This window comes from Janthinobacterium violaceinigrum (assembly GCF_009208555.1).
Taxonomy (GTDB): domain Bacteria; phylum Pseudomonadota; class Gammaproteobacteria; order Burkholderiales; family Burkholderiaceae_D; genus Janthinobacterium; species Janthinobacterium violaceinigrum.
In genome coordinates this window covers 142,877-169,410 of sequence record NZ_WFLI01000006.1, presented here as the reverse complement: position 1 = coordinate 169,410, position 26,534 = coordinate 142,877, and the positions used below count along the sequence as shown (strand labels likewise).

Sequence of the window (26,534 nt, the reverse complement as noted above, 5' to 3'; positions counted from 1 at the left end):
TAAAAACCGGCCTGCTACCATTCTGCCGCGCACTTGCATGGAAACAGGCGAAAAAAAACCGCAGGCGACGCTGCGGTTTTTGTATCGACACCTTATTTCTTCGCTTCCTTCGGTTTCACCGGCACCAGGCTCAGGTCCTGGAAGTCATAGCTGAAATCCGTCTCGGCCGACACGGGCGCCATCTTCACCCTGTCGATGCTGCCATCGGGATTGAGCGAGAACGTCACGTAGGCGTCGGCGTTGAAGTTGCGCTCTTTCCAGCGCACGATGAAGGTATCGTGCTGCCAGTGTTCCAGCTCGCCCGTCAGGTCCGGCGTGCGCGTAAAACTGAGGATGTGCTTCTTGCCCTCGGGCTTGATCACGACCTTGCCATACCAGGCATCCTCGTACTCGCCATCATACGCCGCCAGCGGCAGCGACGGCTGCGATTTGGCCGCGCGCGCGCTCGACGCCTTGCCCTGCTTCTTGACTTCCTCCGCATGCTGGTCCTGCTCCACCTTGGCCACCAGCGCGAGCCAGTCCGACGGCGCCGCCTGCAGGTAATGGTCGAGAATGCGCCATTGCAGCGCCGTCATGGAACCGCCGTTTTCCGCATTGGTCAGAATGGCCACGCCCAGTTTTGCTTCCGGCACCATCACCACGCGCGAATAAAATCCCTGCAGCGCGCCGCCGTGCATGGCCACCTTCATGCCCTTGTAGTCGCGCAGCTGGAAGCCCAGGCCATACGCGCTGAAATTCGGCTTGGTCGCCGCCAGCGCCGGTTTCGGTTCGGGAATCTTGATCGGCGTTTGCGCCGTCCACATTTCGCGGCCCTGCTTTTCGCTGAACAGGCGCGCTTCCTTGCCGTCCTTGTCCTTCACGCCGGCGATCTTGCCGCCGTCGAGCAGCACCATCATCCACTTGGCGATATCTTCCGCATTCGTGTTGATGCCGACGGCGCCCACGGCGTTCGGCACGGGCATCGACTTGACGGCGGCGATCTTGCCGTCGATCTTGCTGTGCGCATTGGCGACATCGGGATTGCCCGCGTTTTCAAGCAGGCTCGTAGTCGTGCCCGTCATGCCCAGCGGCGCCAGGATGCGCTCATGCATGGCCTCGCCCCAGCTCTTGCCCGCCTTGTCGGCGATGATCTTGCCGGCCACGATGTACAGCAGGTTATCGTAGGCATAGCTGTTGCGAAAACTCGTGGCGGGACGGATGTAGCGCAGCTTCTCGATGATCTCGTCCGTGCTGAACGTGGTGGTGGGCCACCACAGCAAGTCGCCCGCGCCCAGGCCCAGGCCACTGCGGTGCGTCAGCAAATCGCGGATGGTCATGGCGCCCGTCACGTAGGAATCGTGCATCTGGAAGCCGGGCAAGTGCTTGGTGACGGGATCGTCCCAGGCCAGCTTGCCTTCGTCGACCAGCATGGCCAGCGCGGCGGCCGTGAAGCCCTTCGAGTTCGATGCCACTTCGAACAGCGTCTTCGCATCGACGGCCGCCGGCTCGCCCAGCTTGCGCACGCCAAAGCCCCTGGCGGTGACGACCTTGCCATCCTTGACGATGGCGATCGCCATGCCGGGCACGTCGAACACTTTCAGGGCGGTGGCGACGTCGCGGTCAAGATCGAAGGCCGGCGCAGGCGCGGATGCGGCGGCTGCGACGGGTGCGGCGTCAAGAGCCAACGCCGGCACGGCGATGCTGGAAAACGCCAGCACGATGGCGGCGGCAAGACGGTTCATGGAATGCATGGTCAGGATGTCCAAAAAAGGTTTAATGCGCTTGCGCGGCCATCAATTTGTCGACGCTTTCCTGCGTCACCGGGTGGTAGCGTTCGCGCGCCTGCGCATACACGTCCTTGGCCCAGGCATGGCCTTGCGGCGTCTTCATCAAGGCGCCGTACAGGGGCACGACGAACTTCTGGCGGCCCACGCTCATCAGGAACGCTTGCAGCGGCTGGCGCACATCGTAGCCGGCGTTCACGGAGGCCAGGTAGAAGCGGTACGCCACTTCATTGTTGCCGCTCTTGCCCACGCCGTAGACCTGGTCCAGCTCACGCAATTGCGCCGCGCTGGTCTTGTTGTTGATATCGTTCAGGAAGTGCATCGATTCGATGGCGATCCACTTGTCCATGCCCAGGTCCTTCGTCGCCAGCTCGCCTTTCAGCCAGGCGTCGCGGTGCTGGTCCAGCAGCGCCAGGCGCGGCGACACGACGCGCTGCGCGCTGGCCGGCACGCCCGTGCCATACAGCCACTCCTGGAGTTCCGCTTCCGGCATCACGTCCGGATGCTGCGCCAGCAGGTTCTTGCGCAGGTAGGCAACGAACTGGTCCGTCGTCACGCTCTGGAACGCATGCTGGTCGAACCAGCCGCGCAGGAAAGGATCGAACACGGCACGGCCCGCGCGGCGTTCCATGGTGGCCAGGAACCAGGCGCCCTTCGGATAGATGATGCCGTCGTCCGTGTACGTTTCCGCGGGATTGGCGTCCGCATCGCGCGTGACCAGCGCCGTTTTCGCCGCCGGCAGTTCCTTGATCGAGGCGGCCAGTTCTTCCTGGTCGACCTGCACGCCCATCTGCGCCACTTCGCTGCCATACAGCTGCTCGACGATGCGCGTGGTGACGTAGGTGGTAAAGCCTTCGTTGAGCCACATGTGCTTCCACGACGCGTTGGTGACCAGGTTGCCCGACCACGAGTGGGCCAGTTCATGCGCGATCAGGTCGACCAGGCTGCGGTCGCCCGCGATCATGGTCGGCGTGAGGAAGGTCAGGCGCGGGTTTTCCATGCCGCCGTAGGGGAACGATGGCGGCAGCACGATCATGTCGTAGCGGCCCCAGCCATACGGGCCATACAGGGCCTCGGCGGCCTGGATCATCTTTTCCGTGTCGGCCAGCTCGTATTCGGCGGCCTTGATGCGCGGCGGTTCCGCATACACGGCGGAGCGGGGGCCGAGTTTACGCACTTCCAGTTCGCCGATGGCGATGGCCAGCAGGTAGGAAGGAATCGGCTGCGGCATCCTGAATTTCCAGCCGCCCTTGCCCGTCGCCTTTTCGTCGTTCTCGGCACTCATCACGACGCGCATGCCGCTCGGCGCCTCGATGCGCGCGCCATAGGTAAAGCGCACGGCCGGCGTATCCTGCGACGGCACCCACGAGCGGGCGTTGATGCTTTGCGACTGGCTGAACATGAAAGGCAGCTTGCCCGACATGGTCTGCTGCGGCGTGAGCCACTGCAGCGCGATGGCGTTGGGCGCCGTGTGATAGTAGACGCGCACCTTGCCCGGCTGGCCCGTGGTCGTGATGCGCAGCGCCTGGCCCTTTTCCGGGTCGGCCTTGTCCAGCTGGTACGGCGCCATCTGCCATGCGCCGCGCTTGTCCTGTACCTGCACTTTCGCAATCGACAGGTCGCGCGTATCGAGCACCAGGGTGCGCGCCGCCGGGTCGATCCAGTTCAACGACAGCTCGGCATAGCCGCTCAAGGTCTTTTGCTTGAAGTCGGCTTTCAGGTCCAGCTGCAGGTCGCGCGTGCGCACCTGGTCGTAACGCGCGTAGCTGAGGGGATCGGCGTGCGCGGCCAGGGTTACCTGGCAGAGTAGCGCACAGCCCAGCGCGCGCAGGAAGGTCAAAGTTTGCATGGTCGTCTTTTGAATGATTTGCGAAAGCCCCGGTCCGTGTGCGCCGGGGCGTCGCGCAGAATAGCACTTCCGGCGCAGGCCGGCAGAAAAAAAGCGCCGGAGCGGCCGGCGCCCCCGGCCTATTTCGCCTCGGGCCTGGCCTCGGCCTTGAGCTCCGGCGCCTTGAGCGGCGTATTCAAATCCTTCATCAGGTTATTCTTGTCGCGATCCAGCTTGAACAGCTCCAGGCGCGATGGCGTGATTTTTCTCGGCCAGGCGTTATTGCTGGTATCGATATCGGCCGTCTCCCAATACGGGTCCTGCACCAGCCCCACCATCGGCTCGTCCGTGATGATGACCTTGCTGATCTTGTGCGGAGAGTAACGCCACACTTCGGCCGGCACGCGCTCGACGATCTTCTTTCCGCTTTTCAGTTCGATTTCCAGGATCAGCGGCATCACCAGGCCGCCGAGATTCGAAAAATCGACCAGGTACAGATGCTTGCCCATGTTGTGCTGTTCCAGCAGCTTTCTCTCCCATGGCTCCAGCGTTTCCTGCTCCTCCGCATAGCTGTTGCGGTCCTTGTTGGTGACCGTGAATTCATCGTGCTGGTTATAGAAATCCTTGAGCGCGGGATCGAGGTCGACCTTCTTCGGCAGCGCCTTGTTGCGCTGGTCCGAGATCGAGATCGGTTGCGCGGCCTTCTGCGCCTTCTTCCACGCTTTCTCGACTTCGGGATTCTTCGTGCTCACGCCATATTCGCTGATGCCGTCGATGCTGATGTCGACCGCGTCGGTGGTATAGAACCAGCCGCGCCAGAACCAGTCCAGGTCGGTGCCGGACGCATCTTCCATGGTGCGGAAAAAGTCGGCGGGCGTCGGGCGTTTGAATTTCCAGCGCAAGGCGTACTGCTTGAAGGCGAAGTCGAACAGCTCGCGCCCTAAAATGGTTTCGCGCAGGATGTTGAGGGCGGTGGCCGGCTTGTCGTAGGCATTCGCCGTGAACTGCAGCAGGGACTCGGAATTGGTCATGATGGGCACCTGGTTCTGGCTGCGCATGTAGTCGACGATCTTGCGCGGCTCGCCATTCCAGGAGGGGAAATGCTCTTCCCACGCCTGTTCGGCCAGGTACTGCAGGAAGGAATTGAGGCCCTCGTCCATCCACGTCCACTGGCGCTCGTCCGAGTTGACGATCATGGGAAAATAATTGTGTCCCACTTCATGGATGATCACGCCAATCAGGTCATATTTCGCCGTCTTCGAATAGGTCAGCGCGCCCGTCTTCTTGTCCTTCACGGGGCGTCCGCCATTGAACGAGATCATCGGATACTCCATGCCGCCCACGGCGCCATTGACGGACAGCGCATTCGGATACGGATAGTCGAAACTGTACTTGTTGTACTGCTCGATTGCATGCACGATGGCGCGCGTGCTGTACTGCTGCCACAGCGGATTGCCCTCGTTCGGATAGTAGGACATGGCCATCACCCGCTTGCCGCCGCTATTCAAGCCCTGTGCGTCCCAGATGAACTTGCGGCTCGATGCCCACGCCACGTCGCGCACATTGGCCGCCTTGAAGTGCCAGGTTTTCATGCCTGTGGCTTTCCCCTTTTCCGCCGCCAGCGCTTCGGCGGGCGTGATCACCAGCAGCGGCGTATCGCTGTTCTTCGCCCGCGCCAGGCGCTCGCGCTGCACCGCGCTCAGGACGGCGGCAGGATTCTGCAGTTCGCCCGTGGCGGCCACCACATGGTCGCCCGGCACCGTCAGGTACAGCTCGTAGTCGCCAAATTCCAGCGTGAATTCGCCCGAGCCGAGGAACTGCTTGTGCTGCCAGCCGACGGCGTCGTAATACGCGGCCATGCGCGGAAACCACTGCGCGACCTGGAAGATCGCGTTCTTGTCGTCTTCAAAATATTCATAGCCGGAGCGCTCGACCAGCACCTTCTGGTCATTGATACTGTAGGACCAGTCGATGCCGAAGCTGATGCTCTGGCCGGGCGCCAGCGGCACCGGCAAATCGATGCGCAGCATGGTCTGGTTGACGACATACGGCAGCGGCTTGCCGTTGGCCGCTTTCACGGCGGTGAGCTTGAAGCCGCCGTCGAATTCGCGGCCCGCATGGATGGCGCGCAAGTCCTCGAATTTCAGCGCTTCCTCTTCGCTGCCACCGAGCCAGGCCTGGCGCGACGGCGCGCTCAGGACGCGGCGCTGGTCGGCATCCTTGCGCAAGCCATTCTGGTCCAGCTGCAGCCACAGATACGCGAGGCTGTCGGGCGAGCGGTTATGGTAGGTGATCTGTTCGCTGGCCGTGATTTCGCGGCGCGCTTCGTCCAGGGTGGCGCGGATCACGTAGTCGGCGCGCTGCTGCCAGTAGGCGTGGCCCGGCGCGCCGGACGCGGTGCGGTAGGCATTCGGCGTGGGCAGCAATTCTTCGAGCTGGCGGAACTTGTCGTCGAAGGCCGCCGCGGCGCACAGGCCGGGCAAGGGAGACAACAACGTCAAACACAGGGCAAGCAAGCGGACAAGGACCGGCATGGCGCATTCCATCTGGGAGTCGTGGACAGACTGCATTCTAAGTCGAGTCTGTTTGCAAAACGGTCATTGTTGTCGAAGTCCCACACACCAGGCCGCAGCATCCCCCGGCGGCACTGGCGCGGACGCGGGCATTGGCGTATGATGCGCCTCGAACATTGGGGAGTAGTCGTCCTGCGGTCCTGCCGCGGGAACCTGTATCAACATAATTGGCCCGCAGGCCATGGTGCAGGTGGTTGCAGAACTTGACGAGACCATTGATCCAGGGCGGCCGCATGGGCCGGAGTCGCCCGTGGATCATTGGTTAATTCGTCCGGCCCGCGTACCTCTTGCAATCTCATGGAAGCATTCCTCATCTCCACCGGCATCGTCGGTCTCGCTGAAATCGGCGACAAAACCCAACTCCTGGCCTTTTTGCTGGCCGCCAAATTCCGCAAGCCCTTGCCCATCGTGCTGGCCATTTTCGTCGCCACCATCGCCAACCACGCGTTTGCCGCTGCCGTCGGCGCCTGGATCACCAGCATGCTGGGGCCGGACGTGCTGCGCTGGGTACTGGGCGTGTCCTTCCTGGCGATGGCTGCCTGGACCCTGATCCCCGACAAGCTCGATGAAGACGAAACCAGATTGGCCAAGTATGGCGTCTTCCTGACCACCCTGATCGCCTTCTTCATGGCGGAAATGGGAGACAAGACGCAGGTGGCCACGGTGGCGCTGGCGGCGCGCTACCACGACATCTACTCCGTCGTGCTGGGCACCACTTTCGGCATGATGCTGGCCAACGTGCCGGCCGTATACCTGGGCGACAGGATCGCCAACCGCGTCTCGCTGCGCCTCGTGCACGGCATCGCGGCGCTGGTCTTTGCCATATTGGGCGTGGCGACCCTGCTGGGCGCGGGCGCGGCGCTGGGCTTCTGACGCGCAGCTTTAAATAATTTCTCATTTACAATGTTCATGTTCATAATTACAATGTCGGCGACATGAACACCGGCGCGCTGGCCCCGAACGGCCAGCGCGCTTTCTTGAGGAATATATGCATTGGAATGGAAAAATGGCGGCGCTGTGCCTGGCCGCCTGCGCCTGCCAGCTCCCCGCCGCCACGGCGGCGCCGGCGAACCGCCAGACGGCAGCGCCGTCCGTGCCCGAAGTGCGCACGCGCGACCTGCTGTTGCTGGGCGCGGGCCTGATCCTGCTGCTGGGACTGCGCCGGCCCGAGCACGATACGTGGCAAGACTAAAGCAGCAGTAGCACCGCATACTCGCGGCTCTCGTCGCGCAGGGCGATGCTGTTGCCCTCCTGCGCCACGCCGTCGAGCGACAATCCTGCAGGCCGTCCCTGCGCCTGTTCCACCGTGATCGCGTAGCTGCTGGCGCCAAAGCGGTAATGCAGCTTGAAGGTGCGCCAATCGGCCGGCATGTTCGGCGCCAGGCGCAGCACGTTCGCTTCGCGCGTCAAGCCGAGCAGCGATTCGACGATCAGCCGGTACAGCCAGCCCGACGACCCCGTGTACCAGCTCCAGCCGCCGCGTCCCACGTGCGGCGCCACGGCATACACGTCGGCCGTCACCACGTAAGGCTCCACCTTGTAGCGCGCCACCGCCTGCGCATCGACACCGTGGCGCACGGGGTTGATCATGCGCAGCAGTTCCCACGCCTTTTCACCATCGCCCAGGCGGGCAAACGCCATCGCCGTCCAGATGGCCGCATGCGTGTACTGGCCGCCGTTCTCGCGCACGCCCGGCACATAGCCGCGGATATAACCGGGGTTGAGGCTGGATTTGTCGAACGGCGGATCGAGCAGCTGGATCACGCCGAGGTCTGTGCCCGGCCAGCGCCGCACCAAGCGCGCATCGACCTGGCGCATGGCGCCGGCGACCCGCTCCTTGTTGGCCGCGCCCGACAGCACGCCCCAGCTTTGCGAAATCGAATCGATCTGGCATTCCTCGTTCGTATGCGATCCCAATGGCGTGCCGTCGTCGAAATATGCGCGCCGGTACCACTCGCCATCCCACGCATGTTCCTCGACATTGGCCGCCAGCTTGACGGCTTCGTCGCGGCAGAACTGGGCAAACGCCGCGTCGCCGCGCAGCACGGCCACTTCCGCGAAGCGCTGCAGCACCTCGTACAGGAAGAAGGCCAGCCACACGCTCTCGCCCTTGCCATGCTCGCCCACCTTGTCCATGCCGTCGTTCCAGTCGCAGGAACCCATCAGGGGCAAGCCGTGCACGCCCAGGCGCAGGCCGTGGCGGATGGCGCGCACGCAGTGCTCGTACAGGTCGGCCGATTCGCCCGAACGCACGGGCAGGTCGTAATACGAATCCTCTTCCGGCTTGACGGCGCGCCCCTCGATGAACGGCGCCACTTCCGACAGCACGTTGACGTCGCCCGTGGCGATCACGTAGCGGCAGGCGGCCAGCGGCAGCCACAGGTAGTCGTCGGAGCAGTGCGTGCGCACGCCCCGGTCCGACGGCGGATGCCACCAGTGCTGCACGTCGCCTTCGACAAACTGGTGCGCCGCGCACAGCAGCAAATGGCCGCGCAGCAGCTGCGGCGCCGTGTGGATCATGGCCATCGCATCCTGCAGCTGGTCGCGGAAACCGTAGGCGCCGCCCGACTGGTAATAGCCGCTGCGCGCCCACAGGCGGCAGGCGATGGTCTGGTACATCAGCCAGCCATTGGCGATCACGTCCAGCGACGGATCGGGCGTCTCGATGCGCACGGCGCCCAGGGTGCTGTCCCAGTGCGCGCGCACCGCGTCGAGCGCACTGCGGGCCGCCTCCTTGCCCGCATGGCGCTGCACCATGGTGCTGGCATCCGCATTGCGGCGCCCGCCCACGCCGAGCAGGAAGACGATTTCGCGTTCCTGCCCCGGCTGCAGCTCGAACGGCACCTGGATGGCCGCGCACGGGTCCAGCCCCGTGCCCGCCTTGCCCGACAAACGCACGCGGCGCAGCGCCGCCGGCTGCGCCAGGCTGCCGTTGCGGCCGATGAATTCATTGCGGTCGCAAGTGATGGAGCGGATGCTGGCGTCCGTATTGAAAAAGCCCACGCGGCCTGAAAACTCCGTGTTGTAGTTATTGCGCGCAAACAGGGCGCCGCTGATGGTGTCCACTTCGGTGGCCACGTGCATGCCGGACTTGGCGCGCAGGTCGGCCATCACCCATTCCACATAGCCCGTGACGGACAGGCGGCGCGGCACGCCGCTGTCGTTGCGCACCTTGATGACGGAGTATTTGACGGCCGCGTCCAGCGCCACATAGGTGCACAATTCGGTGGCGATGCCCCCTTCGCTGTGCTCGAACACGCTGTAGCCGAAACCGTGGCGCGTGACGTAGTCGCCGCTGCCGCGCGCGGGCAACGATGACGGCGACCAGAACTGGCCGCTCTGCTCGTCGCGCACATAGAACGCTTCGCCGGACAGGTCGGACACGGGGTCGTTCTGCCATGGGGTGAGGCGGAATTCATGCGCATTCTCGCTCCAGGTATACGCCTGGCCGCCTTCGGACACCACGGTGCCAAATTGCGCATTGGCCAGCACGTTCGACCAGGGCGCCGGCGTCTGTTTATCCTCGCCCGTGGTGATCACGTATTCGCGGCCATCGGGCGTGAAGCCGCCCAGGCCATTTTCCAGTATCAGCTCGCGCTGTGGCGCCCGGTGCGGCACGCCGCCATGCTCGCGCGCGGGCTCTTGCAGCAGCGGCGGCATGCGCAGCACGGGACTGGCCGGGCGCTTGACCTGCTCGGCCAGGGTGCCGCGCAGGTCGCTGATGATGGCGCGCGCCACCGACTGCAGCAGGATGCGGTCTTCATTGGCGATCTGCTCGGCCAGGCGCACGAAGATGCCGCCCGGGCGGTCGATCGCCTGCGCATCGATGCCCGAGGCGATCAGGCCCATGATCTGGTCGTGCAGCAGCTGGCGGTAGCCCGACTGTTCCTCGTACCAGATCACCAGGTCCACCACCAGCCCTTTCAGGCGCCAATAGGCATGCGCCTGCACCATCTGGCGCGCCAGTTCGATATTGGCCGAATCGCGTATCTGCAGCAGCACGATGGGCAGGTCGCCCGAGATGGCATATGCCCACAGGCCGGACTGGCCGCGCTGGTTCTTGATCAGGATGCTGGCCTCGGCACGCAAGGCCGCATTCGGATAGATCACGGCATTGGCCAGGCGCGCATACAGCTGCGCATCGGCTTCGCTGGCATTCAGCTGGCGCAGCACCACTTGGCTGTGCGTCCAGGCCAGTTCGAACACGCGGTCGGCCAGATGGCGGTCCTGGTATTTGTCGATCAGGTGCAGCGCCGCCTCGCGCTGCTCCACCATGCCGGTCACGCTGTCGACCGTCACGGCCTGGTCGGGGGCCAGCGTGATGACGTAGCGGATCGCCACGATGGGGTCAAGCACGGAGCCGTGGCCGCCGCTCAAGGGGCCGCTTTCCTGCAGCGCCAGCGGTAATTGCGCCGTGTTGCCGCGGCCGATGAAGCGCGCGCGGTCCGTCTCGAACGAGACCTCGTAGCGCTCCGCGTCATGCACCGTCATCACGTGCAGCAGCCACGGCATCTGCTCGTCTTTCGAGCGGGGACGGCGCGTGCACAAAATCGCATTTTCCTGCGCCAGGATTTCCGTCTGCACGAACAGCTTGCTGAACGCGGGATGGGCCGCGTCGGCCGCCGCCGGCGCCATCACCACTTCGGCAAAGCTGGTGATCTCGATGCGCCGCTGGCGGTTCGAATTGTTGCTGATGCGGGTGCGGCGGATTTCGATGTCGTCCTCGGGCGAGACGACGATTTCCGTGTACAGATCCAGGCCGTGGTCGGCGCGGCGGAACTCCGCGCGTCCCTCGGAAAAGATCACCTCGTATTTCTTCGGCTCGGCCAGGGTGGGCTGGTACATGGTGGACCAGACGGTACCGTCGTCGAGGTCGCGCAGGTAGCAGAAATTGCCCCAGTTGTCGCGCGTGCTGTCCTCGCGCCAGCGCGTCACGGACAAGTCTTTCCAGCGGCTGTAGCTGCCGCCCGCATTGCTCACCATGACGTGGTAGCGGCCATTCGACAGCAGCTGCGTTTCGGGCACGGCGCTGTTGGCCTGCGTGAGGATACGCATCGGCATGGCCTGCTCGGGCGCGCCGCTGCGCAGCACCGCCAGTTCAGCCGTGTTCGAGTAAAAGGCGCCCGCCTGCGGCGTGCGCTCCTGCAGCACCAGCAAGGCCGATTGCAGCAGCGGATCGGATTCGAAACGGCGCTGCATGGGGCGGTCGTGCAGCAGGTAGCTGAGGGCCAGGAAACCCATGCCCTGGTGGTGCACCATGAAGGAACGGATGACGGCGCTGCCCTGCCCGCGCGGCAGGCGCGCCGTGGTAAAGTCGATCGCCTCGAAGAAGCCGTAGCGGCCCATGTAGCCGGCCGCCTGCATGCGCTGCAGGTTCTGGCACGCCGCTTCCGGCTGCACCATCAGACCCATCATGCTGGCGTACGGCGCCACCACCAGGTCGTCGGCCAGGCCCCGCTTCAAGCCCAGTCCCGGCACGCCGAAGGCGCGGTACTGGTAGTTCAGGCTGGCGTCGACCGTGTTGTAGCCGGACTCGGAAACGCCCCACGGCACATCGCGCTGGCGGCCATAGTCGATCTGCGCCTCGATGACGGAGTGATACGTCTGGTCGAGCAGGGTGTTCGGATAATTCGGCATCACCAGCAGTGGCATCAGGTATTCGAACATCGAGCCGCTCCACGACAGCAGCACGGGCTGGCCAGCCACCATGCACAGCTGGCGCCCCAGCGCGAACCAGTGCTCCTGCGGCAGCTGTCCCTGGGCGATGGCGATGAAGCTGGCCAGGCGCACTTCGGAAGCGAGCAAATCGTAGTAGCTGGGGTCGAGGCGCCGCTCGCTCACGTTGTAGCCGATGGCCAGCAGTTTTGTCGACGGGTTGTACAGGAATGCGTATTCGACCTGCGCAAAGTCGCGCGCCTGGCCCGCCGCATGGGCGATGTCGCGCATGTGGCGGCCCGCCTGTTCGCTGCCCTGGACCAGCAGCGCCGCCAGCTCGGGCGGCGTGCCTTCCATGAGCGTCAGGTTGGCCAGTTCGCGCAGGGTCGGCACCCGCTGCCACGCCGCATCGAGGTCCGCTTGCGCCGCCCACGGCGCCAGTTGCAGCAGCTCGGCCAGCGCCGCGCGGCACTGGCGCGCCAGCGCGCCGCTCCACATGGACAGCTCGCCATCCTCGCTTTGCAGGGTCAGCGACAGCAGCGCGTCGGCCGCGCCATTCGCCGCATGCAGGTAGGCATGCCATTCGGGCAGGCTGGCCGGCGCGGCCGGCGCCTGCAGCAGCGCCAGCGACGCGCGCATTTCCTTGCCTTCGCCTTCGGCGGCGATGAACTCCTGCAGCACCTGCGCCGTCGTGCGGATGCCCTGTACCACCTGCGCGCCGATGATGGGCGCGTCGTACAGTTCCACCAGTCCCGGCTGCAAGGTCAGCAGATGGCCGGCCAGGTTGCCGCTGTCGACCGTCGAGATATACATGGGCTGCAAGGCCTTCAGCGTTTGCGTATCGTACCAGTTGTAGAAATGGCCCTGGAAGCGCTCCAGCTCACCCATGCTGCGCAAGGTGGCGCGGCTGCGCTCGATCAGCTGGCCCATGGTGAGGTAGCCGAAATCATAGGCCGTCAGGTTGGCCAGCAGCGCCAGGCCGATATTCGTCGGCGAAGTGCGGTGCGCCACCACCAGGTTCGGATGCTCCTGCATGTTATCGGGCGGCAGCCAGTGATCATCGGGGCCGACAAACGTATCGAAATATGCCCAGGTCTTGCGCGCCACGCCATGCAGGAAGCGTCCCTGCTCGGCCGACAGGCGCGCCACGGCCCGTTCGATGGGACGGCTGATCCACCAGGCGATGGCGGGAGCGGCCAGCCATAGCAGCAGCACCACGGCCGCTGCCGGCAAGGCGGCGGGGCGCCAGGCCAGCAAGGCAGCAAAGGTGGCCAGCGCCAGCGCGGGCGAACACCACATGGCGCGCCAGCTATCGGCCTGCGAGCCGGAAGAGCTGTGCAGGTTCGAGGCGCGCCAGTCGAGCAAATGTTTGTGCGACACGCCCAGGCGCCACAAGGTGCGGGCGATGGCGTCCAGGCTGATCCAGGCTTCGTACGGCAGGAAGACGAGCGTCAGCATGGCGTGCGAAAACTGCACGCCGCAGCGCCGCTCGAACGCGGCCAGGTGCTGGCGCCACAGGGTGTCGCGCGGTTTGCGCAGCAGGTCGTACAGGGCCGAAAACACGGGCGGCAGGAAGATGATGGCCAGCACGGCCGCGCTCCAGAACGCCACGTGCGGCAAAAAGCCCCACACCAGCAGCAGCGACAATGTCGTGGCGGGCGCCACGACGCTGCGGCGCAGGTTGTCGAATAGCTTCCAGCGCGACAGCATCGACAGGGGATTGCGTTCGCGCTTGCCCGCGCGGCCCGGCACGCGGCCCAGCAGCCAGCCGACCAGCTGCCAGTCGCCGCGTATCCAGCGCTGGCGCCGGCTCACGTCGGCGTCATAGCGGGCCGGGTATTCTTCATACAGCTGCGAATCGCTGAGCAGGCCGGCGCGCAGGTAGCAGCCTTCGAGCAGATCGTGGCTGAGGATTTTATTGTCGGGCAGACGCTGGCCCAGCACGCGCTCGAACATGTCGAGGTCATAGATGCCTTTGCCGATGAAGGAGCCTTCATAGAACACGTCCTGGTACAGGTCGGAGACGGTGCGCGTGTACGGGTCGATGCCCGGTTCGCCGCCGCACAGCAGCTCGTAGCGCGACGCGTTCGCGCTGGGCAGCGCGACGGCCACGCGCGGCTGCAGGATGCCGTAGCCGGCCACCACGCGCGTGCCGGCCGCATCCAGCACGGGGCGGTTCAGCGGGTGCATCATGGTGGCGATGAATTCGCGCGCCGCGTCGCGCGGCAGCTGCGTATCCGTGTCGAGCGTGATCACGTATTTGATCGTGCGCAGGCCGCGCAACTCGCCTTCCACCAGCGCGAATCTGTCGCGCGCGCCGCCGCGCAGGAACGCGTGCAGGTCGGACAATTTTCCCCGCTTGCGCTCCTGCCCCATCCACGCATTCTGCTGCGAATTCCACAGGCGCGGACGGTGCAGCAGCAGGAACGGTCCCACGTGGCCCAGCTCTTCGCGTTCGGCCGGGTCGCCATTGTCCTTGAACTCGATGCCTTCCACGCGGTATTTGTCGTTCAGGCCACGGATGGTGTCCTGCGCCTGGCGCAGCAAGGCCTCGTCACCGGGCAGCGTTTGCGCCTCCGCATCGACAAAGTCCGTCAGCAGGCAAAAGCGCAGGTTCGGATCGCGGTTGGCCAGATAGCGCACTTCCAGCGCCTCGCACAGGGCCGCCACGTTGTCCTGGCTGTAGATCAGGGTCGGCACCACCACGATGCCGCGCGCGTCCGACGGAATGCCGGCCTGGTAATCCATGCGCGGCAGCGGGTGCGGCGACGTCATCAGGGTCGCCAGCCAGTTCACCACGGCCACGGCCAGCTGGCTGCTGCCCAGCAGCGCCAGCACGCCCAGCGCCGCCAGGGACCAGCCCTGCACGCCATGGCGCACGGCACGCTCGAGCAGCAAGGCGCTCGTCGCCAGGCTCAGGAAACAGATGGCCCCAAGGTAGACGGCCAGCGGCGCGGCGCGCGCCGTCTGCTGCAGCGCCTCGACAAACGGCAGCCTGGCGCCAGCCTGCTTTTCCAGCACCAGCACGCCGCGTCCCACCAGGTAAAAGCCGATGTGGCCGCGGCGCGCATCGTTGCCGTTGCCATGCGTGTGCGCCAGCTGCACCACCATCTCGGCCACCTCCACCTCGCTGCGCGCGCTGCGCCTGGCGATGCGCTCGATGGCGTGGCGGTAGCTGTCGCGCGTGGCGAAATCCATCAAGCCGTACGTGCCGGCCGGGTCCAGGCGCAGGGTCTGCTCGACGACGCTCATGGTCTCGACGAATTCCTGCCAATCCATGGTGCCCAGAAAACGCAGGCTGCCGATGCTGTTGGCGATCGACACCTGATCGGCCGCCTGCTGCCCGATCTCGGACTGGATCTGCTGCTCGATGGTGAGGCCCGATTCGGCCAGCTTGTGCGTCAGCCACGACAGCGCCAGGGTCAGCGACGAACTTTGCCCCTGCAGGCGGCGCGACAGCTCCGCCACGAAGGCGCTGGTCATCGGCGGATTCGAGCGCGCCATGTCGGCCACCAGCAGGATCAAGCCGCTGGGATTGCGCTCGGCGATCTCCGTCATCTGGTCGGCCCAGGTATTGGCCAGGTCGCGCTGCATGCGGTCATCGGCCACGCGCACGGCGACGCGCCGCAGGTTTTCGATCAGGGCCAGGCGCAGCATGATGGGCACGGCCCACAGTTCGCCCAGGGTCAGGGTGGCCACATCCTGATAGGCCTCGATGAAGTGGCACAGGTTTTCCAGGTCGACCCGGCCGTCGCCATGCGAGATGATTTCCAGCGCGATCTTGTACACGCGCGGACAGCCCGCATCCACGCCGGCAGTCAGCCGTGGCAGCTCCTTGCTGTAGTTCTTCGGCAAATGGCGCCGCGTGGTGCGGATCTGCTCTTCGATCAGATAAAAATTATCGAGCAGCCATTCCGACGCGGGCGTGACCTGGCGCCCGCTTTTCACCGTGGCCGTCAGCTCGTTGACGGTGGCCGTGATCAGGGCCGCATTGTCGGCCAGGCGCGCCAACAGGCGGTCACGGCCATGGTGCCGTCCCACCGCATGGCCGGCAGCCACGTGCTTGCCGTGGGCCGCCATCTGCATGGCGCTGAACAGCTCGGAACGCAGGGGCAAGGCATCGTCGCGCGCGGCGTCGAAACTGTCCGGTGCGAGGGCATGGTCGCGGAAGATTTCTTTAAACTTGGAAATCTGTTGCTGGATCTGCTGCGTGACTACTGCGGTGTACTCTTTCAACTTGGCCTCGCTAGGTGCGCGCAGGCAGCCAGCGGCCACCGTCACGCTGGCCCAGTCTGGAAGAACACGATCGGACACTGGCGAAGACGGAAAGCGAAGCGCCGGAGCGTTGCGACGAATCTCAGGGTATAGGGAGATTTTCTGAACTTCATCGTAGGTGCGCCCTGCACGCAAGACCGTGCGCTAGCGTACATACCCGCAGTTTTAGGGACGTGCCGGCAAAGAAATCAGCCAGTTGTAAGGAGGAAAAATGCCAGGAGGAAATTAACAGGGGAAATGCGCCAGCGGCACCGTGCCAATGATGGCACGGTGCAATATTTCAACTAGGAAACTTCAACCTCGTCAGGCCGCGATGGCCAGCGGGTGGCGCGTCGCTTCCGCCATCGCCATGCCGCCGTTGAGCTGCCACGCCGCGCCATGGCCCAGGCGGCGCAGGCAGGCGGCGGCGCGCGCGCTGCGGTTGCCGCTGCGGCAGAAAAAGACCAGCGGGCGCTGCGGCTGCTGCAGCCAGGCAGCCACCTGTCCGGCCAGGCGGCTCAGCGGGACGCTATGCACGGCACAGCCCTCGAACACCGTGCCGGCGCAGGCCGCGTGTTCATATGCTTCGCGCACATCGACGAGGATGGCGTCGGGGTGCTGGCGCAGGAAAGCGGGCAAGCCGGCCGCATCGAGCTGCAGTTCGCTCGTGGACGCTTCGCCTTCGCCTGCGGCGCGCACGGTGCTGCAGAGGCGGCCGTCATCGCTTGAGCTGCACAGCACGGTGTCCGGCGTCACCAGCCCCGCCTCAAGCAAGGGTGCCAGCGCCTCGGGCGCCAGGGCGCCGGTGAAGGCGAAGCGCTGTCCCAGCAGGTACACATGCGTTTCGCCGCACTCGATCCGGCGCAGGCGCTGCTGGCCCAGTGCCAGCTCACCGTCGATATCGACGCGGCCCACCTGTTCGATGGCGAGCTCCTGCAGCAGCGCCAGGCGCGCCGCGCCGTGGTCGGACGGCGCCGTCGTGTGCACGATGGCGCGCAAGGCCAGGTGCTGGCAGCGGATGAAAGCGGCCAGGCGCGGCACGAGCGCGGCGGCGGGATCGATGACGACGCAACTGGCGCTGGCCGCATCGCTGAGCAGCCAGGTGCACTGGCCATCGACGCCCAGCTGGATTATGCCCTCCTGCGCGCCGTCCTGCGACGATGGCGCCAGCACGGACGGCAGCAAACAGCTGCTGCGCAGTGCTTCGCCGCAGCGCTCGATGCGCGCGCAGGCAGCCGCGATGGTTGCCGCATCGATCAGGGGGCCGAACGACAGGCGGATGGCCGAACTGGCGCGCCATTGCGGCACGTGCATCGCTTCCAGCACGTAGCTGGGCAAGGCCTTGGCGGCGGAACAGGCGCTGCCCGAGCTGACGCGCACGCGCGCCGCATCGAACAGGTCCAGCAATTCCTTCGAAGACAGGCCCGGCACGGAAAAATTGAGCGTCGTCGGCAGGGACAGCTCGAACGGCATATTGAAGACGATGCCGGGGAACGCGTGCTCCAGGCTGGCCACCAGGCTGTCGCGGAAAGCGGCCAGGTCGGCGTGGCTGCGGAAAGTCTTGCCATCTTCCAGGGCAGCCAACACGGCGCCCAGCGCGGCGATGCCGGCCATGTTTTCCGTGCCGGAGCGCAGGCCCGCTTCCTGGCCGCCGCCCATCATCAGGGGCGTAAACGGCGCGCCGGCGCGCACGTACAGCATGCCGATGCCCTTGGGCGCATACAGCTTGTGGCCGGAAAACGGCGCGTAATCGATGCGCGTGGCGGCCAGGTTCAGCTTCAGCTTGCCCAGCGCCTGCACGCAATCGACCATCCAGTAGGCATCGGCGCCCCGTTCCTGCAGAAGCTGCGCGATGGCGGACAGGTCGCTGACGACGCCCGTTTCATTGTTGGCCGCCATCGTGCACAGCATGGCCGCATCGCCGATCAGCGCATCGAGCGCCTGCAGATCGTGGCGCCCCTGCGCATCGACGGGCAGCTTGCGCACTTCCAGGTTCAGGCCCAGCAAGCGGTTCCAGTGGGCCAGGCTTTCCGGCACGGCCTTGTGCTCGGTCGCGCCATACAGCAGCAGGCTGCCGATGCGCTTGCCCGCGTCGCGCCGTTCGCGCAGCGCGCACAGGGCCGACAGCACGGCCGTCTGGATGCCTTCGGTGGCGCCGCTGTTGAACATCAGGCGGCCGTCGCCCACGCCCAGCAAGCGGCTGGCGCGCTGGCGTACGCCATCCATCATGGCCTTGGCCTGCAATCCCGTGGCGTGGGTACTGCTGGGATTGCCATAGCCGTGTTCCATCGCCTGCCTGGCGGCGGCAACGGCGGCGGGCAGCACGCAAGTGGTGGCATTGCTGTCGAGGTAGATTTCTTTCATGATGGCAGTCCGAGTATTCGATGAAAAGGGCGCAGCGCAAGCGGCTGGAACGTCTCGATAGTCTACCGGCAGCCCCCCGTGAAGATATGCCAAAAGTCACTGCACATGGCGTAATATGTAGCATGCTCATGCTACAAAACAGAGAATCACAAAATGAATTCACCAAACACATCGCTCGACAAATTCGACTGCGCCATCCTGGCCGCCCTGCAGCAGGATGGCACCCTGTCGATCGCCGCCCTCAGCGAGAAGATCGGCCTGTCCAGCACGCCATGCTGGAAGCGCGTCAAGCGCCTGGAGGAGGACGGCTACATCGAGAGCCGCGTGGCCATCGTCAACCGGCAAAAAGTGGGCTTGCCCGTGACCGTGTTTGTCAGCGTGCGCACGGGACAGCACGATGAAAAATGGCTGCGCCGCTTTGCCGCCGCCGTCATCGTCTTGCCCGAAGTACAGGAATTTCACCGCATGAGCGGCGACATCGACTACCTGCTGAAAGTCGTCACCACCGACATCAAGGGCTACGACACCTTCTATAAAAAGCTCATCAAGGCCGTGCAGCTGACGGGTGTGTCGTCCGCCTTCTCCATGGAGCAAATCAAGTGCAGCACGGAATTGCCGCTGGAATTGATCGCCCACGGCTTGCCTGCCTGACCCATTTTCCCCGCATGGCGAACAAGCATGAAAAATCGGCATGATTGCGTGGCCTTGCGTTGCTGCATCGCAACATAAATAGCCTGAAAGCAGCAATGGCGCAGTGAAATGCGGGGCCTGCCCGGTATACTGGCGGCTCGCCTGCCCGCTTTTCTGCCGATTGTGCAGGCCATCACTCAAGGTTTCCATGTCTCTGCTCCGCCGCCTCTCCATCCAGAAAAAACTGCTGTTCAGCATGGGCCTGTGCCTGCTGCTCTTCATGGCGATTTCCTCGTTCCTCAGCGTGCGCATGAGCAGCGATTACGTGCGCGAGCGCGTCGTCGGCCAGGAATTGCCGGCGCAGGTGGGCGAGATCCGCAACGATGTGCTGCGCCAGATCAGCCAGCCCCTGTCCGTGGTGCAAACCATGGCCAACGATGTCTATCTGCAGGATTGGGAAGATGCGGGCTTGCCCGACAGCGGCATCGCCACCTTCCAGCGCTATGCCGCCGTGGTCAAGGACAAGAACAAGGCTGCCTCGATCAACTGGGCTTCCGCCAGCACGGGCAAATATTTCACCACGGAGGGCTTGCTGCGCACCCTGGACAAGAACCTGGCGGCCGACCAGTGGTTTTATCGCTTGCTGGCCGGCGACAAGGCTTACACGCTCGACATCGACAAGGCGGAAAACTCCAGCGACCTGATGCTGTATCTGAATGCGCGCGGCCAGACGGCGGGCGGCAAGCAGATCGCCGCCGGACTGGGCCTGTCCATCAATGCGCTGGCCGACACCATCCGCAGCTACAAAATCGGCCAGACGGGCCATGTCTACCTGGCGCGCGCCAATGGCATCGTGCTGGTGCACCGCGACACGGCCCTGGCCGACGGCAAGCACCAGCTCAAGGATTTGCCCGGCTTTAGCGATGCCTTGAGCAAGCGTCTTCTCACCGGCAACAAGTACGCGTACGCCATCTATGACGCGCCTGCCGGACGCCAGTTCGTGGCCGCTTCCTTCGTGCCGGAACTCAATCTGTATGTGATGGCGGAAGTGCCGGAAACGGAAGTGCTGGGCAATGTCACGCGTTCGGCCCTGATCGCCGCGCTGATCGCCGGCCTCGTCGGTGGCGGCATCGCCCTACTGATCATTTATGTGATTAGCCGCGCCATCGCCGCCCCCGTCGCGCGGGCGGCCGACATGCTCAGCGAGATCGCCAGCGGGAATGGCGACCTGAGCCGCCGCATGCCCGTCGAATCGGAAGACGAGGTGGGTGCGCTGGCTGCCGCCTTCAACCGCTTCGTCGCATCGCTGAACGTGACGATACGCGAAGTTCGCGACAGTACCGGGGCCATTTCCAGCGCATCGAGCCAGATCGCGTCGGGCAACCTGGACCTGTCGGCGCGCACGGAAGCCCAGGCGTCGAGCCTGGAAGAAACGGCTGCCGCCATGGAAGAGCTGACGTCGACCGTGAAACAGAATGCGGATAATGCGCGCCAGGCCAACCAGCTGGTGGTGTCGGCCTCGGGCCACGCCGTCAAGGGCGGTGACGTGGTGGGGCAAGTCGTGCAGACGATGGGCGCGATTACGGAAAGTTCACGCAAGATCGCAGACATTATCGGCGTGATCGACGGCATTGCCTTCCAAACCAATATCCTCGCCCTGAATGCGGCGGTCGAGGCGGCCCGTGCGGGCGAACAGGGCCGCGGCTTTGCCGTAGTGGCAACGGAAGTGCGCAACCTGGCGCAACGCTCGGCGGCGGCGGCCAAGGAAATCAAGGACTTGATCGTCGACTCGGGCAGCAAGGTGGAAGCGGGCAGCAAGCTGGTCGATTCCGCTGGCGCCACCATGCAGGACATCGTCGTATCCGTCCAGAGAGTCGCCGACCTGATGGGGGAAATCGCGTCGGCCAGCCAGGAACAAAGCCAGGGCATCGCGCAAGTCAATGCCACGGTCACGCAGATGGATGACGCCACCCAGCAAAATGCGGCATTGGTGGAAGAAGCGGCCGCGGCGGCCCAGTCCTTGCAGGATCAGGCCGGCCGGCTGGCGCAGGTGGTCAGCGTGTTCAAGCTCGAGGAAACGGGGCAGGCACCGCAGCAGGCTATCGCCCGGCCCGCGCTACCCAAGGCTGTGCGCCCGGCAATCGCCGCAGCACCGGCCGCGCGCCCGAAAGCGCCAGCCAGCGATGCGTGGGAAGAGTTTTAAGGCAATTATTTCACCATCATCACAGCGCCGGCGTCTTCACGCCGGCCGCTTGCTTGAAGAAATCATAAATGCCGCTTTCGCTCATGCGGCGCGCATTCGCCAGTTCACCGCCCTTGGTGGCGTACAGCACCTGGTTGTTGTCGCTGGAGACGAGCACGGCAGCGGGAATCCCCTTTTTGAGGGGATTGCCATAGGTTTGCGCCACATCGAGGTTATGGTCGAAGTTCCCCACGTCGACCTTGACGACCTTGAACTGCTGTTGCATCAGCTCTGCATTCTTGCCTTCCTTCAAGGCCTTGTCGAGCGCACGGCAATCCTCGCACCAGTTGGCGCCAAAGATCAGCAGTACGGGCACATGCGCCGCCTTGGCCTCGGCCAAGGCGCGGGCCACGTCGGCCTTGGCGTCGGCTGCCGCGTTGTACGGCAGGTGCGGCGTGGCGACGGGGTTGCTCGGCGTCGGGGCGGCGGCAACGGCGGTGCCGGCAAGCAGCAGGCTGGCAAGAAGAAGGGAAAGGCGCATGCGGGGCTCCTGAGAAAAATCGTAAGGCCAGCTGAACGGATGCCAGCGGACGTGATTGTCTAGAATATGCCTGCTTGTGGGAAATATCCACCATTTAATTGCACTGTGCTTATGCGAAAAACGTATAAGCAGCCCCAAGGAGTAACCGCTTGAGCATGCAAGATGTCCTGCCTCCCGCCCTGTCCGGCGCCGCGCGCATGCTGCGCAGCGCCTATCCCGGCGGCATGCCCGACACGGCGTACCGGGCGGTATTGGCCCTGCTGTATGAACACTTTTCCGACCGCAACCTGACGGCAGTGATAGCGGCCGTCACGGGCAGGGATGCAGCGACGATTCTCAACGACATCCATGCCTGCGCCAGCAGCAAGCAGGAGCCATCCGCCACCGGGGCCGTCCGGCGCCTGCTGGAGCAGCACGGCTTGCAGGCGGTCCGTGCCGAAGACTAGCGCCCGCGGGCAGCGAAATCCCACGCATGGGATAATATCGGGCTCACACTGAGCAACGCGGCCTGAACGCGCCCTCCCCATGACGACTTCTTTCCTGGCACGCTGGCTGCCGCAACCGAACAACGGCAGCCGCCGCGAACAATTGCGCGCCTGCGCAGGCGCCATCTGCGGCTTGCTGCTCACCGGTCTCATCTGCCATTTCCTGCTGGCCCCCGACAGCGCCAGCGTGTACCTGATCGCCCCCATGGGCGCCTCGGCCGTGTTGCTGTTCTGCCTGCCCGCCAGCCCGCTGGCGCAACCGTGGTCCGTGGTGGGCGGCAATGTCGTCTCGGGTCTGGTGGGCATGGCCTGCGTGAAATGGCTGGGGCCCAGCGTGGGCGTGGCGGCGCTGGCCGCCTGCCTGGCCATCGGCGCCATGTTTGCCCTGCGCTGCCTGCATCCGCCTGGCGGGGCCGTCGCGCTGACCACCGTGGTCGGCGGCGCCAGCGTGCATGCGGCCGGCTTTGAATTCGTCTTCATCACCGTGCTGTTCAATTCAGCCGTACTGGTCGCCTGCGCCGTGCTGTACAACAACCTGACGGGACGCCGCTACCCGCACATCCAGCAACTGGCCGCGCCCCATCCGCACGCCACGAGGGACGACGTGCCCAGCAACCGCCTGGGCTTTTCGCCGGACGACCTCGATGCCGTCCTGCGCCAGCACAGCGAAGTGCTCGATATCAGCCGCGACGATTTGCAAGCCATCTTCCTGCAAACGGAAATGCGCGCCTATCAGCGCCGCTTCGGCGTCGTCACCTGCGCCGACATCATGTCGAAGGATGTGCTCAGCGTGGAATTCGGCACGCCGCTCGATGTTGCCTGGCGCACCATGCGCGAACACGAGGTGGGCGCCTTGCCCGTCATCAACCGGGCGCGACGCGTCATCGGCATCATCACGCAGACGGATTTCCTGCGTCATGGCGGACTCGACGATTATCAGGGCGTGCGCCAGCGCCTGCGCAGCCTGCTGCAGCGCAGCGGCCTGTCCCACGGCGACAAGCCGGAAGTGGTGGGGCAGCTGATGACGCCGTCGCCGCACACGGCCCGCCTGGGCACGCCCATCATCGATCTGGTGCCCCTGATGGCGGACGCCGGCTATCACCATATTCCCATCCTCGACGATGCAGAACGCCTGGCCGGCATCATCAGCCAGTCCGACCTGATGGCGGCCCTGTACGAGAGCCGCTTTGCCGAGGCCGCCGCATGACGCCATTCCAGGCAGTGCTGACTGGCCCCGATGGCGGGCCGTCCGGCACGCCCGTCAGCGCGCATTTCTTCGGTGCCCAACTGGCCATCGACGCGCCCGGCCACAGCATCGACGTGGCGCAACTGGTCGTCAGCGTGGGCGGCATCGACGGGCCGGAACTGTTCCTGAACTGGCTCGATGCGCAAGGCCGGCAGGCCTCGCTCAAGCCGCAGACGGCTGCCGACATCGCCATCGTGTTGACGGAAGCGCCGGCGGCGCTGCAGCCGCAACTGCAGCGCCTGTGGAGCGAACGCCAGCGCAACCGACGCCAAGTGTCGGGCTGGCTGGCCAGTTTGACGGGCGCGGCCGTCGTTGCCTCTGCCCTGCTGTGGTGGCAGGGCGGCAATGCCATCGGCGCGCTGGCGGGCTTCATTCCCTTGTCGGCGGAAAAACAGCTGGGCGAACTGGCGCTGTCGCAAGTGCGCGCACAAGGCGGCATCGCCGACAGTGGCGCGGCGCAGCAAACGGTGCAGGATATCGGCCGCAAGCTGACGGCCGGCTCGCGCTATTCCTACCGCTGGCTGGTCAAGCAGGACGACAGCGTCAACGCCTTTGCCATGCCCGGCGGCATCATCGTCGTGCACACGGGATTGCTGCGGCAGGCGGCCGACCCGGGCGAACTGGCCGGCGTGCTCGCGCATGAAGTGCAGCATGTGGAGCAGCGCCATTCGCTGCGGCAAATAATCAGCAGCCTGGGATGGGGCGCCCTCGTCGGCGTGACCATCGGCGACATCAGCGCCGTGGCCGCCATGCTGGCGCACCAGGCCGGCACCCTGTATTTCAGCCGCGACATGGAAGAGGAAGCGGACCGCGGGGGTTTGCTTGCCTTGCAGCGCACACACATCCAGCCCGACGGCATGCTGCGCTTTTTCCAGAAACTGGGCAAGACGGATGACGCAACGCCGCCAGGCTGGCTGTCCTCGCACCCGCAAACGGCCGCGCGCGCCCAGCAGATCCGCAGCCTGATGGCGGTCACGCCCTGTCCCGCCTGCACCCCATTGACCAGCCAGCACTGGCAGGCGATGAAAGCCGCCCTGCCGCCTACGGCAAAATAGCAACATTCCCCCCGCACAATTTATCCAAACGCACGGGGCAATGGCGTATGCTTACGCCCCGGCCGTTCCATCTTGACCGGCCACCCCGACCTCGCTACGCCTCCGTTCATTCCCTTCCTTACAAAGGACATCGCGCATGAAGCATCGTTTTGCCGCCGGCACCCTCGGCACCCTGGCCATCTCCCTGTTGCTCGCCTACGCGCCCATGGCGCAAGCGGCCCAGCCCACCGCCAAAACCGTGGCCGTCAGCGCGCCCAAAGCGAAGCAGCAGCTGCAGGTGCTGGCCGACCAGTATTACGATGCGCTGGCCCGTTTCGAGCCGATCAATGCCACCGAGAGCGGCGACAACCGTTTTGACGACCAGCTCGGTTCTGCCATCGTGCCTGCCGCGCGCGCGAAACAGTTTGCCCTGTACCGCCAGTACCAGAAGACCTTGCGCAACATTGCCCGCGCACAGCTGTCGCACCAGGACCAGATCAACTACGATATCCTCGACTATGAACTGGCCACGGCACTGAGCTTCGAGCGCTTCCCCGAATACCTGCTGCCACTGAACCAGATGGACAGCATGCCCGTCACCCTGGCCAATTATGCGGGCGGCGAGGCATCGCAGCCTTTGACCACGGTCAAGGAGTACGACGCTTACCTGAGCCGTATCGGCCAATTGCCGGGCTGGATAGACCAGGCCATCGCCAACATGAAGGTCGGCATGCAAAAGGGCATCGTGCTGCCCAGGGCGCTGACGGAATCGGCCCTGCCGCAATTCAAGAAACTCGTCAGCGCCACGCCGCAGGACAGCGTCTATTACACGCCCGTCAAGAACCTGCCCGCCAGCTTTTCCGAGGCGGACAAGGCGCGCCTGACGCAAACCTACACCGTCGTCATCCAGGCCAAGCTGATGCCCGCGCTGCAGCGCCTGGCCACGTTCATGGAACAGGATTATCTGCCAGCCGGCCGTACGAGCAGCGGCTGGAGCGCGCTGCCCGACGGTGCAGCCTGGTACCAGGCGCGCGTGGCCAGCAGCACCACCACGGATTTGAAACCGGAGCAGATCCACGCCATCGGCTTGAAAGAAGTGGCGCGCATCCAGGAGCAATATGCGATCGTGGGCCCGAAGATGGGCTACAACGGTCCGGCCGCCGGCTTGCCCGTATGGGTGTCGGAACAGGCGAAATACCGCCCGTTCAAGACGGAGCAGGAAGTGCTCGACGTCTACCGCAAGCTGAACGTGCTGCTCGACAGCAAATTGCCGGCCCTGTTCACCCTGGTGCCGAAGGCGCCGCTGGACTTGCGCCTGGAGCCTGAACTGAGCCGCGACACGGCCGCCGACCACTACACGGCGCCGGCCGCCGACGGTTCGCGCCCTGGCGTGTTCTGGTCCGTCGTCACCGATCCGAAACTGTACGGCGATACGGGCATGACCACCTTGTTCCTGCACGAAGGCAAGCCTGGCCACCATTTCCACCTGGCGCTGGTACAGGAAATGGACTTGCCGAACTTCCGCCGTTTCGGCGGCAACAATGCCTTCACGGAAGGCTGGGCCCTGTACGCGGAAACCCTGGGCAAGGAAATGGGCCTGTTCGACGATCCGGCCCAGTACTTCGGCCATCTGAACGACGAGATGCTGCGCGCCGTGCGCCTGGTGGTCGATACGGGCTTGCACACCAAGGGCTGGACGCGCGAGCAGACGATCAAGTACATGCGCGACACCCTCGGTTACGATGCCGTGGCGAAAAGCGAAACGGAGCGCTACATGGCATGGCCGGGCCAGGCGCTGGGCTACAAGATCGGCTCGCTGAAGATCGTCGAACTGCGCCAGCGCGCGCAACTGGCGCTGGGCGACAAGTTCAGCCTGCCGAAATTCCACGAAGTCGTGCTCAGCGACGGCACCCTGCCCCTGAAACTGCTGGAAGCCAAGGTCGACCGGTGGATCGCGCAGCAGAAATAAGACGCAGCGC

14 protein-coding genes and 1 riboswitch are annotated in these 26,534 nt (G+C 64.9%); of the genes, 8 read left to right on the top strand and 6 right to left on the bottom strand.

Annotated features, from left to right (window positions below; genetic code table 11):
• Positions 1-92 precede the first annotated feature (92 nt).
• From GCN75_RS07495 to GCN75_RS07485, 3 genes are all read right to left on the bottom strand, one after another.
• Positions 93-1,730 (bottom strand): serine hydrolase, encoded by a 1,638-nt coding sequence (locus GCN75_RS07495; RefSeq protein ID WP_152282029.1) that lies wholly within the window; start codon positions 1,728-1,730, stop codon positions 93-95.
• Positions 1,731-1,752: 22 nt separating this feature from the next.
• Positions 1,753-3,612, bottom strand: a complete 1,860-nt coding sequence (locus tag GCN75_RS07490; protein WP_152282028.1) for a M1 family metallopeptidase — start codon at positions 3,610-3,612, stop codon at positions 1,753-1,755.
• A gap of 119 nt (positions 3,613-3,731) precedes the next feature.
• Positions 3,732-6,125, bottom strand: a complete 2,394-nt coding sequence (locus tag GCN75_RS07485; RefSeq protein ID WP_152282027.1) for a M1 family metallopeptidase — start codon at positions 6,123-6,125, stop codon at positions 3,732-3,734.
• Between the two features lie 145 nt (positions 6,126-6,270).
• Positions 6,271-6,440, top strand: a riboswitch (yybP-ykoY riboswitch).
• A 21-nt stretch (positions 6,441-6,461) separates the two neighbouring features.
• On the opposite strand from GCN75_RS07485, the gene GCN75_RS07480 reads away from it, so the two are divergent.
• Together GCN75_RS07480 and GCN75_RS07475 are read left to right on the top strand one after the other, a co-directional pair.
• Positions 6,462-7,037 (top strand): TMEM165/GDT1 family protein, encoded by a 576-nt coding sequence (locus tag GCN75_RS07480; RefSeq protein WP_152282026.1) that lies wholly within the window; start codon positions 6,462-6,464, stop codon positions 7,035-7,037.
• A 133-nt stretch (positions 7,038-7,170) separates the two neighbouring features.
• Positions 7,171-7,356, top strand: coding sequence for a hypothetical protein (locus GCN75_RS07475; protein WP_152282025.1), 186 nt, complete (start codon positions 7,171-7,173; stop codon positions 7,354-7,356).
• On the opposite strand, the gene GCN75_RS07470 is transcribed toward GCN75_RS07475, so the two are convergent.
• Together GCN75_RS07470 and GCN75_RS07465 are read right to left on the bottom strand one after the other, a co-directional pair.
• Positions 7,353-15,905 (bottom strand): GH36-type glycosyl hydrolase domain-containing protein, encoded by an 8,553-nt coding sequence (locus GCN75_RS07470; protein ID WP_405002790.1) that lies wholly within the window; start codon positions 15,903-15,905, stop codon positions 7,353-7,355. The genes GCN75_RS07475 and GCN75_RS07470 overlap by 4 nt on opposite strands.
• A 492-nt stretch (positions 15,906-16,397) precedes the next feature.
• On the bottom strand, positions 16,398-18,437 hold the full coding sequence (locus GCN75_RS07465; protein ID WP_152282024.1) for an aminotransferase class V-fold PLP-dependent enzyme: 2,040 nt from the start codon (positions 18,435-18,437) through the stop codon (positions 16,398-16,400).
• Between the two features lie 153 nt (positions 18,438-18,590).
• Here GCN75_RS07465 and GCN75_RS07460 point away from each other — a divergent pair, with 153 nt between their 5' ends.
• Together GCN75_RS07460 and GCN75_RS07455 are read left to right on the top strand one after the other, a co-directional pair.
• Entirely contained in the window at positions 18,591-19,088 is a 498-nt protein-coding gene (locus GCN75_RS07460; protein ID WP_152255419.1) for an Lrp/AsnC family transcriptional regulator, read from the top strand.
• Positions 19,089-19,275: 187 nt separating this feature from the next.
• Positions 19,276-21,270 (top strand): methyl-accepting chemotaxis protein, encoded by a 1,995-nt coding sequence (locus GCN75_RS07455; RefSeq protein ID WP_152282023.1) that lies wholly within the window; start codon positions 19,276-19,278, stop codon positions 21,268-21,270.
• 19 nt (positions 21,271-21,289) lie between these two features.
• Here GCN75_RS07455 and GCN75_RS07450 read toward each other — a convergent pair whose 3' ends face one another.
• Positions 21,290-21,790, bottom strand: coding sequence for a thioredoxin family protein (locus tag GCN75_RS07450; RefSeq protein ID WP_152282022.1), 501 nt, complete (start codon positions 21,788-21,790; stop codon positions 21,290-21,292).
• Between the two features lie 155 nt (positions 21,791-21,945).
• Here GCN75_RS07450 and GCN75_RS07445 point away from each other — a divergent pair, with 155 nt between their 5' ends.
• From GCN75_RS07445 to GCN75_RS07430, 4 genes are all read left to right on the top strand, one after another.
• Complete coding sequence (locus GCN75_RS07445; protein ID WP_226941191.1) at positions 21,946-22,236, top strand: DUF3349 domain-containing protein; 291 nt, start codon at positions 21,946-21,948, stop codon at positions 22,234-22,236.
• Between the two features lie 79 nt (positions 22,237-22,315).
• Positions 22,316-23,482 (top strand): HPP family protein, encoded by a 1,167-nt coding sequence (locus tag GCN75_RS07440; protein ID WP_152282020.1) that lies wholly within the window; start codon positions 22,316-22,318, stop codon positions 23,480-23,482.
• The gene (locus tag GCN75_RS07435; RefSeq protein ID WP_152282019.1) at positions 23,479-24,576 is read left to right on the top strand and encodes a M48 family metallopeptidase; all 1,098 of its coding nucleotides are present in this window, start codon (positions 23,479-23,481) and stop codon (positions 24,574-24,576) included. Before GCN75_RS07440 ends, GCN75_RS07435 begins: the two co-directional genes overlap by 4 nt.
• A 136-nt stretch (positions 24,577-24,712) precedes the next feature.
• Complete coding sequence (locus GCN75_RS07430) at positions 24,713-26,524, top strand: DUF885 domain-containing protein (RefSeq protein WP_152282018.1); 1,812 nt, start codon at positions 24,713-24,715, stop codon at positions 26,522-26,524.
• The last annotated feature ends 10 nt before the right edge of the window (positions 26,525-26,534 follow it).

Excerpts from the sequence above, each read along its gene's own strand:
- GCN75_RS07480 (WP_152282026.1), top strand. The coding sequence starts at position 6,462 with ATGGAAGCATTCCTCATCTCCACCGGCATCGTCGGTCTCGCTGAAATC.
- GCN75_RS07490 (WP_152282028.1), bottom strand. The coding sequence starts at position 3,612 with ATGCAAACTTTGACCTTCCTGCGCGCGCTGGGCTGTGCGCTACTCTGC.
- GCN75_RS07485 (WP_152282027.1), bottom strand. The coding sequence starts at position 6,125 with ATGCCGGTCCTTGTCCGCTTGCTTGCCCTGTGTTTGACGTTGTTGTCT.
- GCN75_RS07465 (WP_152282024.1), bottom strand. The coding sequence starts at position 18,437 with ATGAAAGAAATCTACCTCGACAGCAATGCCACCACTTGCGTGCTGCCC.
- GCN75_RS07450 (WP_152282022.1), bottom strand. The coding sequence starts at position 21,790 with ATGCGCCTTTCCCTTCTTCTTGCCAGCCTGCTGCTTGCCGGCACCGCC.
- GCN75_RS07455 (WP_152282023.1), top strand. The coding sequence starts at position 19,276 with ATGTCTCTGCTCCGCCGCCTCTCCATCCAGAAAAAACTGCTGTTCAGC.
- GCN75_RS07445 (WP_226941191.1), top strand. The coding sequence starts at position 21,946 with ATGCAAGATGTCCTGCCTCCCGCCCTGTCCGGCGCCGCGCGCATGCTG.
- GCN75_RS07475 (WP_152282025.1), top strand. The coding sequence starts at position 7,171 with ATGGCGGCGCTGTGCCTGGCCGCCTGCGCCTGCCAGCTCCCCGCCGCC.
- GCN75_RS07435 (WP_152282019.1), top strand. The coding sequence starts at position 23,479 with ATGACGCCATTCCAGGCAGTGCTGACTGGCCCCGATGGCGGGCCGTCC.
- GCN75_RS07470 (WP_405002790.1), bottom strand. The coding sequence starts at position 15,905 with ATGCAGATGGCGGCCCACGGCAAGCACGTGGCTGCCGGCCATGCGGTG.
- GCN75_RS07430 (WP_152282018.1), top strand. The coding sequence starts at position 24,713 with ATGAAGCATCGTTTTGCCGCCGGCACCCTCGGCACCCTGGCCATCTCC.
- GCN75_RS07440 (WP_152282020.1), top strand. The coding sequence starts at position 22,316 with ATGACGACTTCTTTCCTGGCACGCTGGCTGCCGCAACCGAACAACGGC.
- GCN75_RS07460 (WP_152255419.1), top strand. The coding sequence starts at position 18,591 with ATGAATTCACCAAACACATCGCTCGACAAATTCGACTGCGCCATCCTG.
- GCN75_RS07495 (WP_152282029.1), bottom strand. The coding sequence starts at position 1,730 with ATGCATTCCATGAACCGTCTTGCCGCCGCCATCGTGCTGGCGTTTTCC.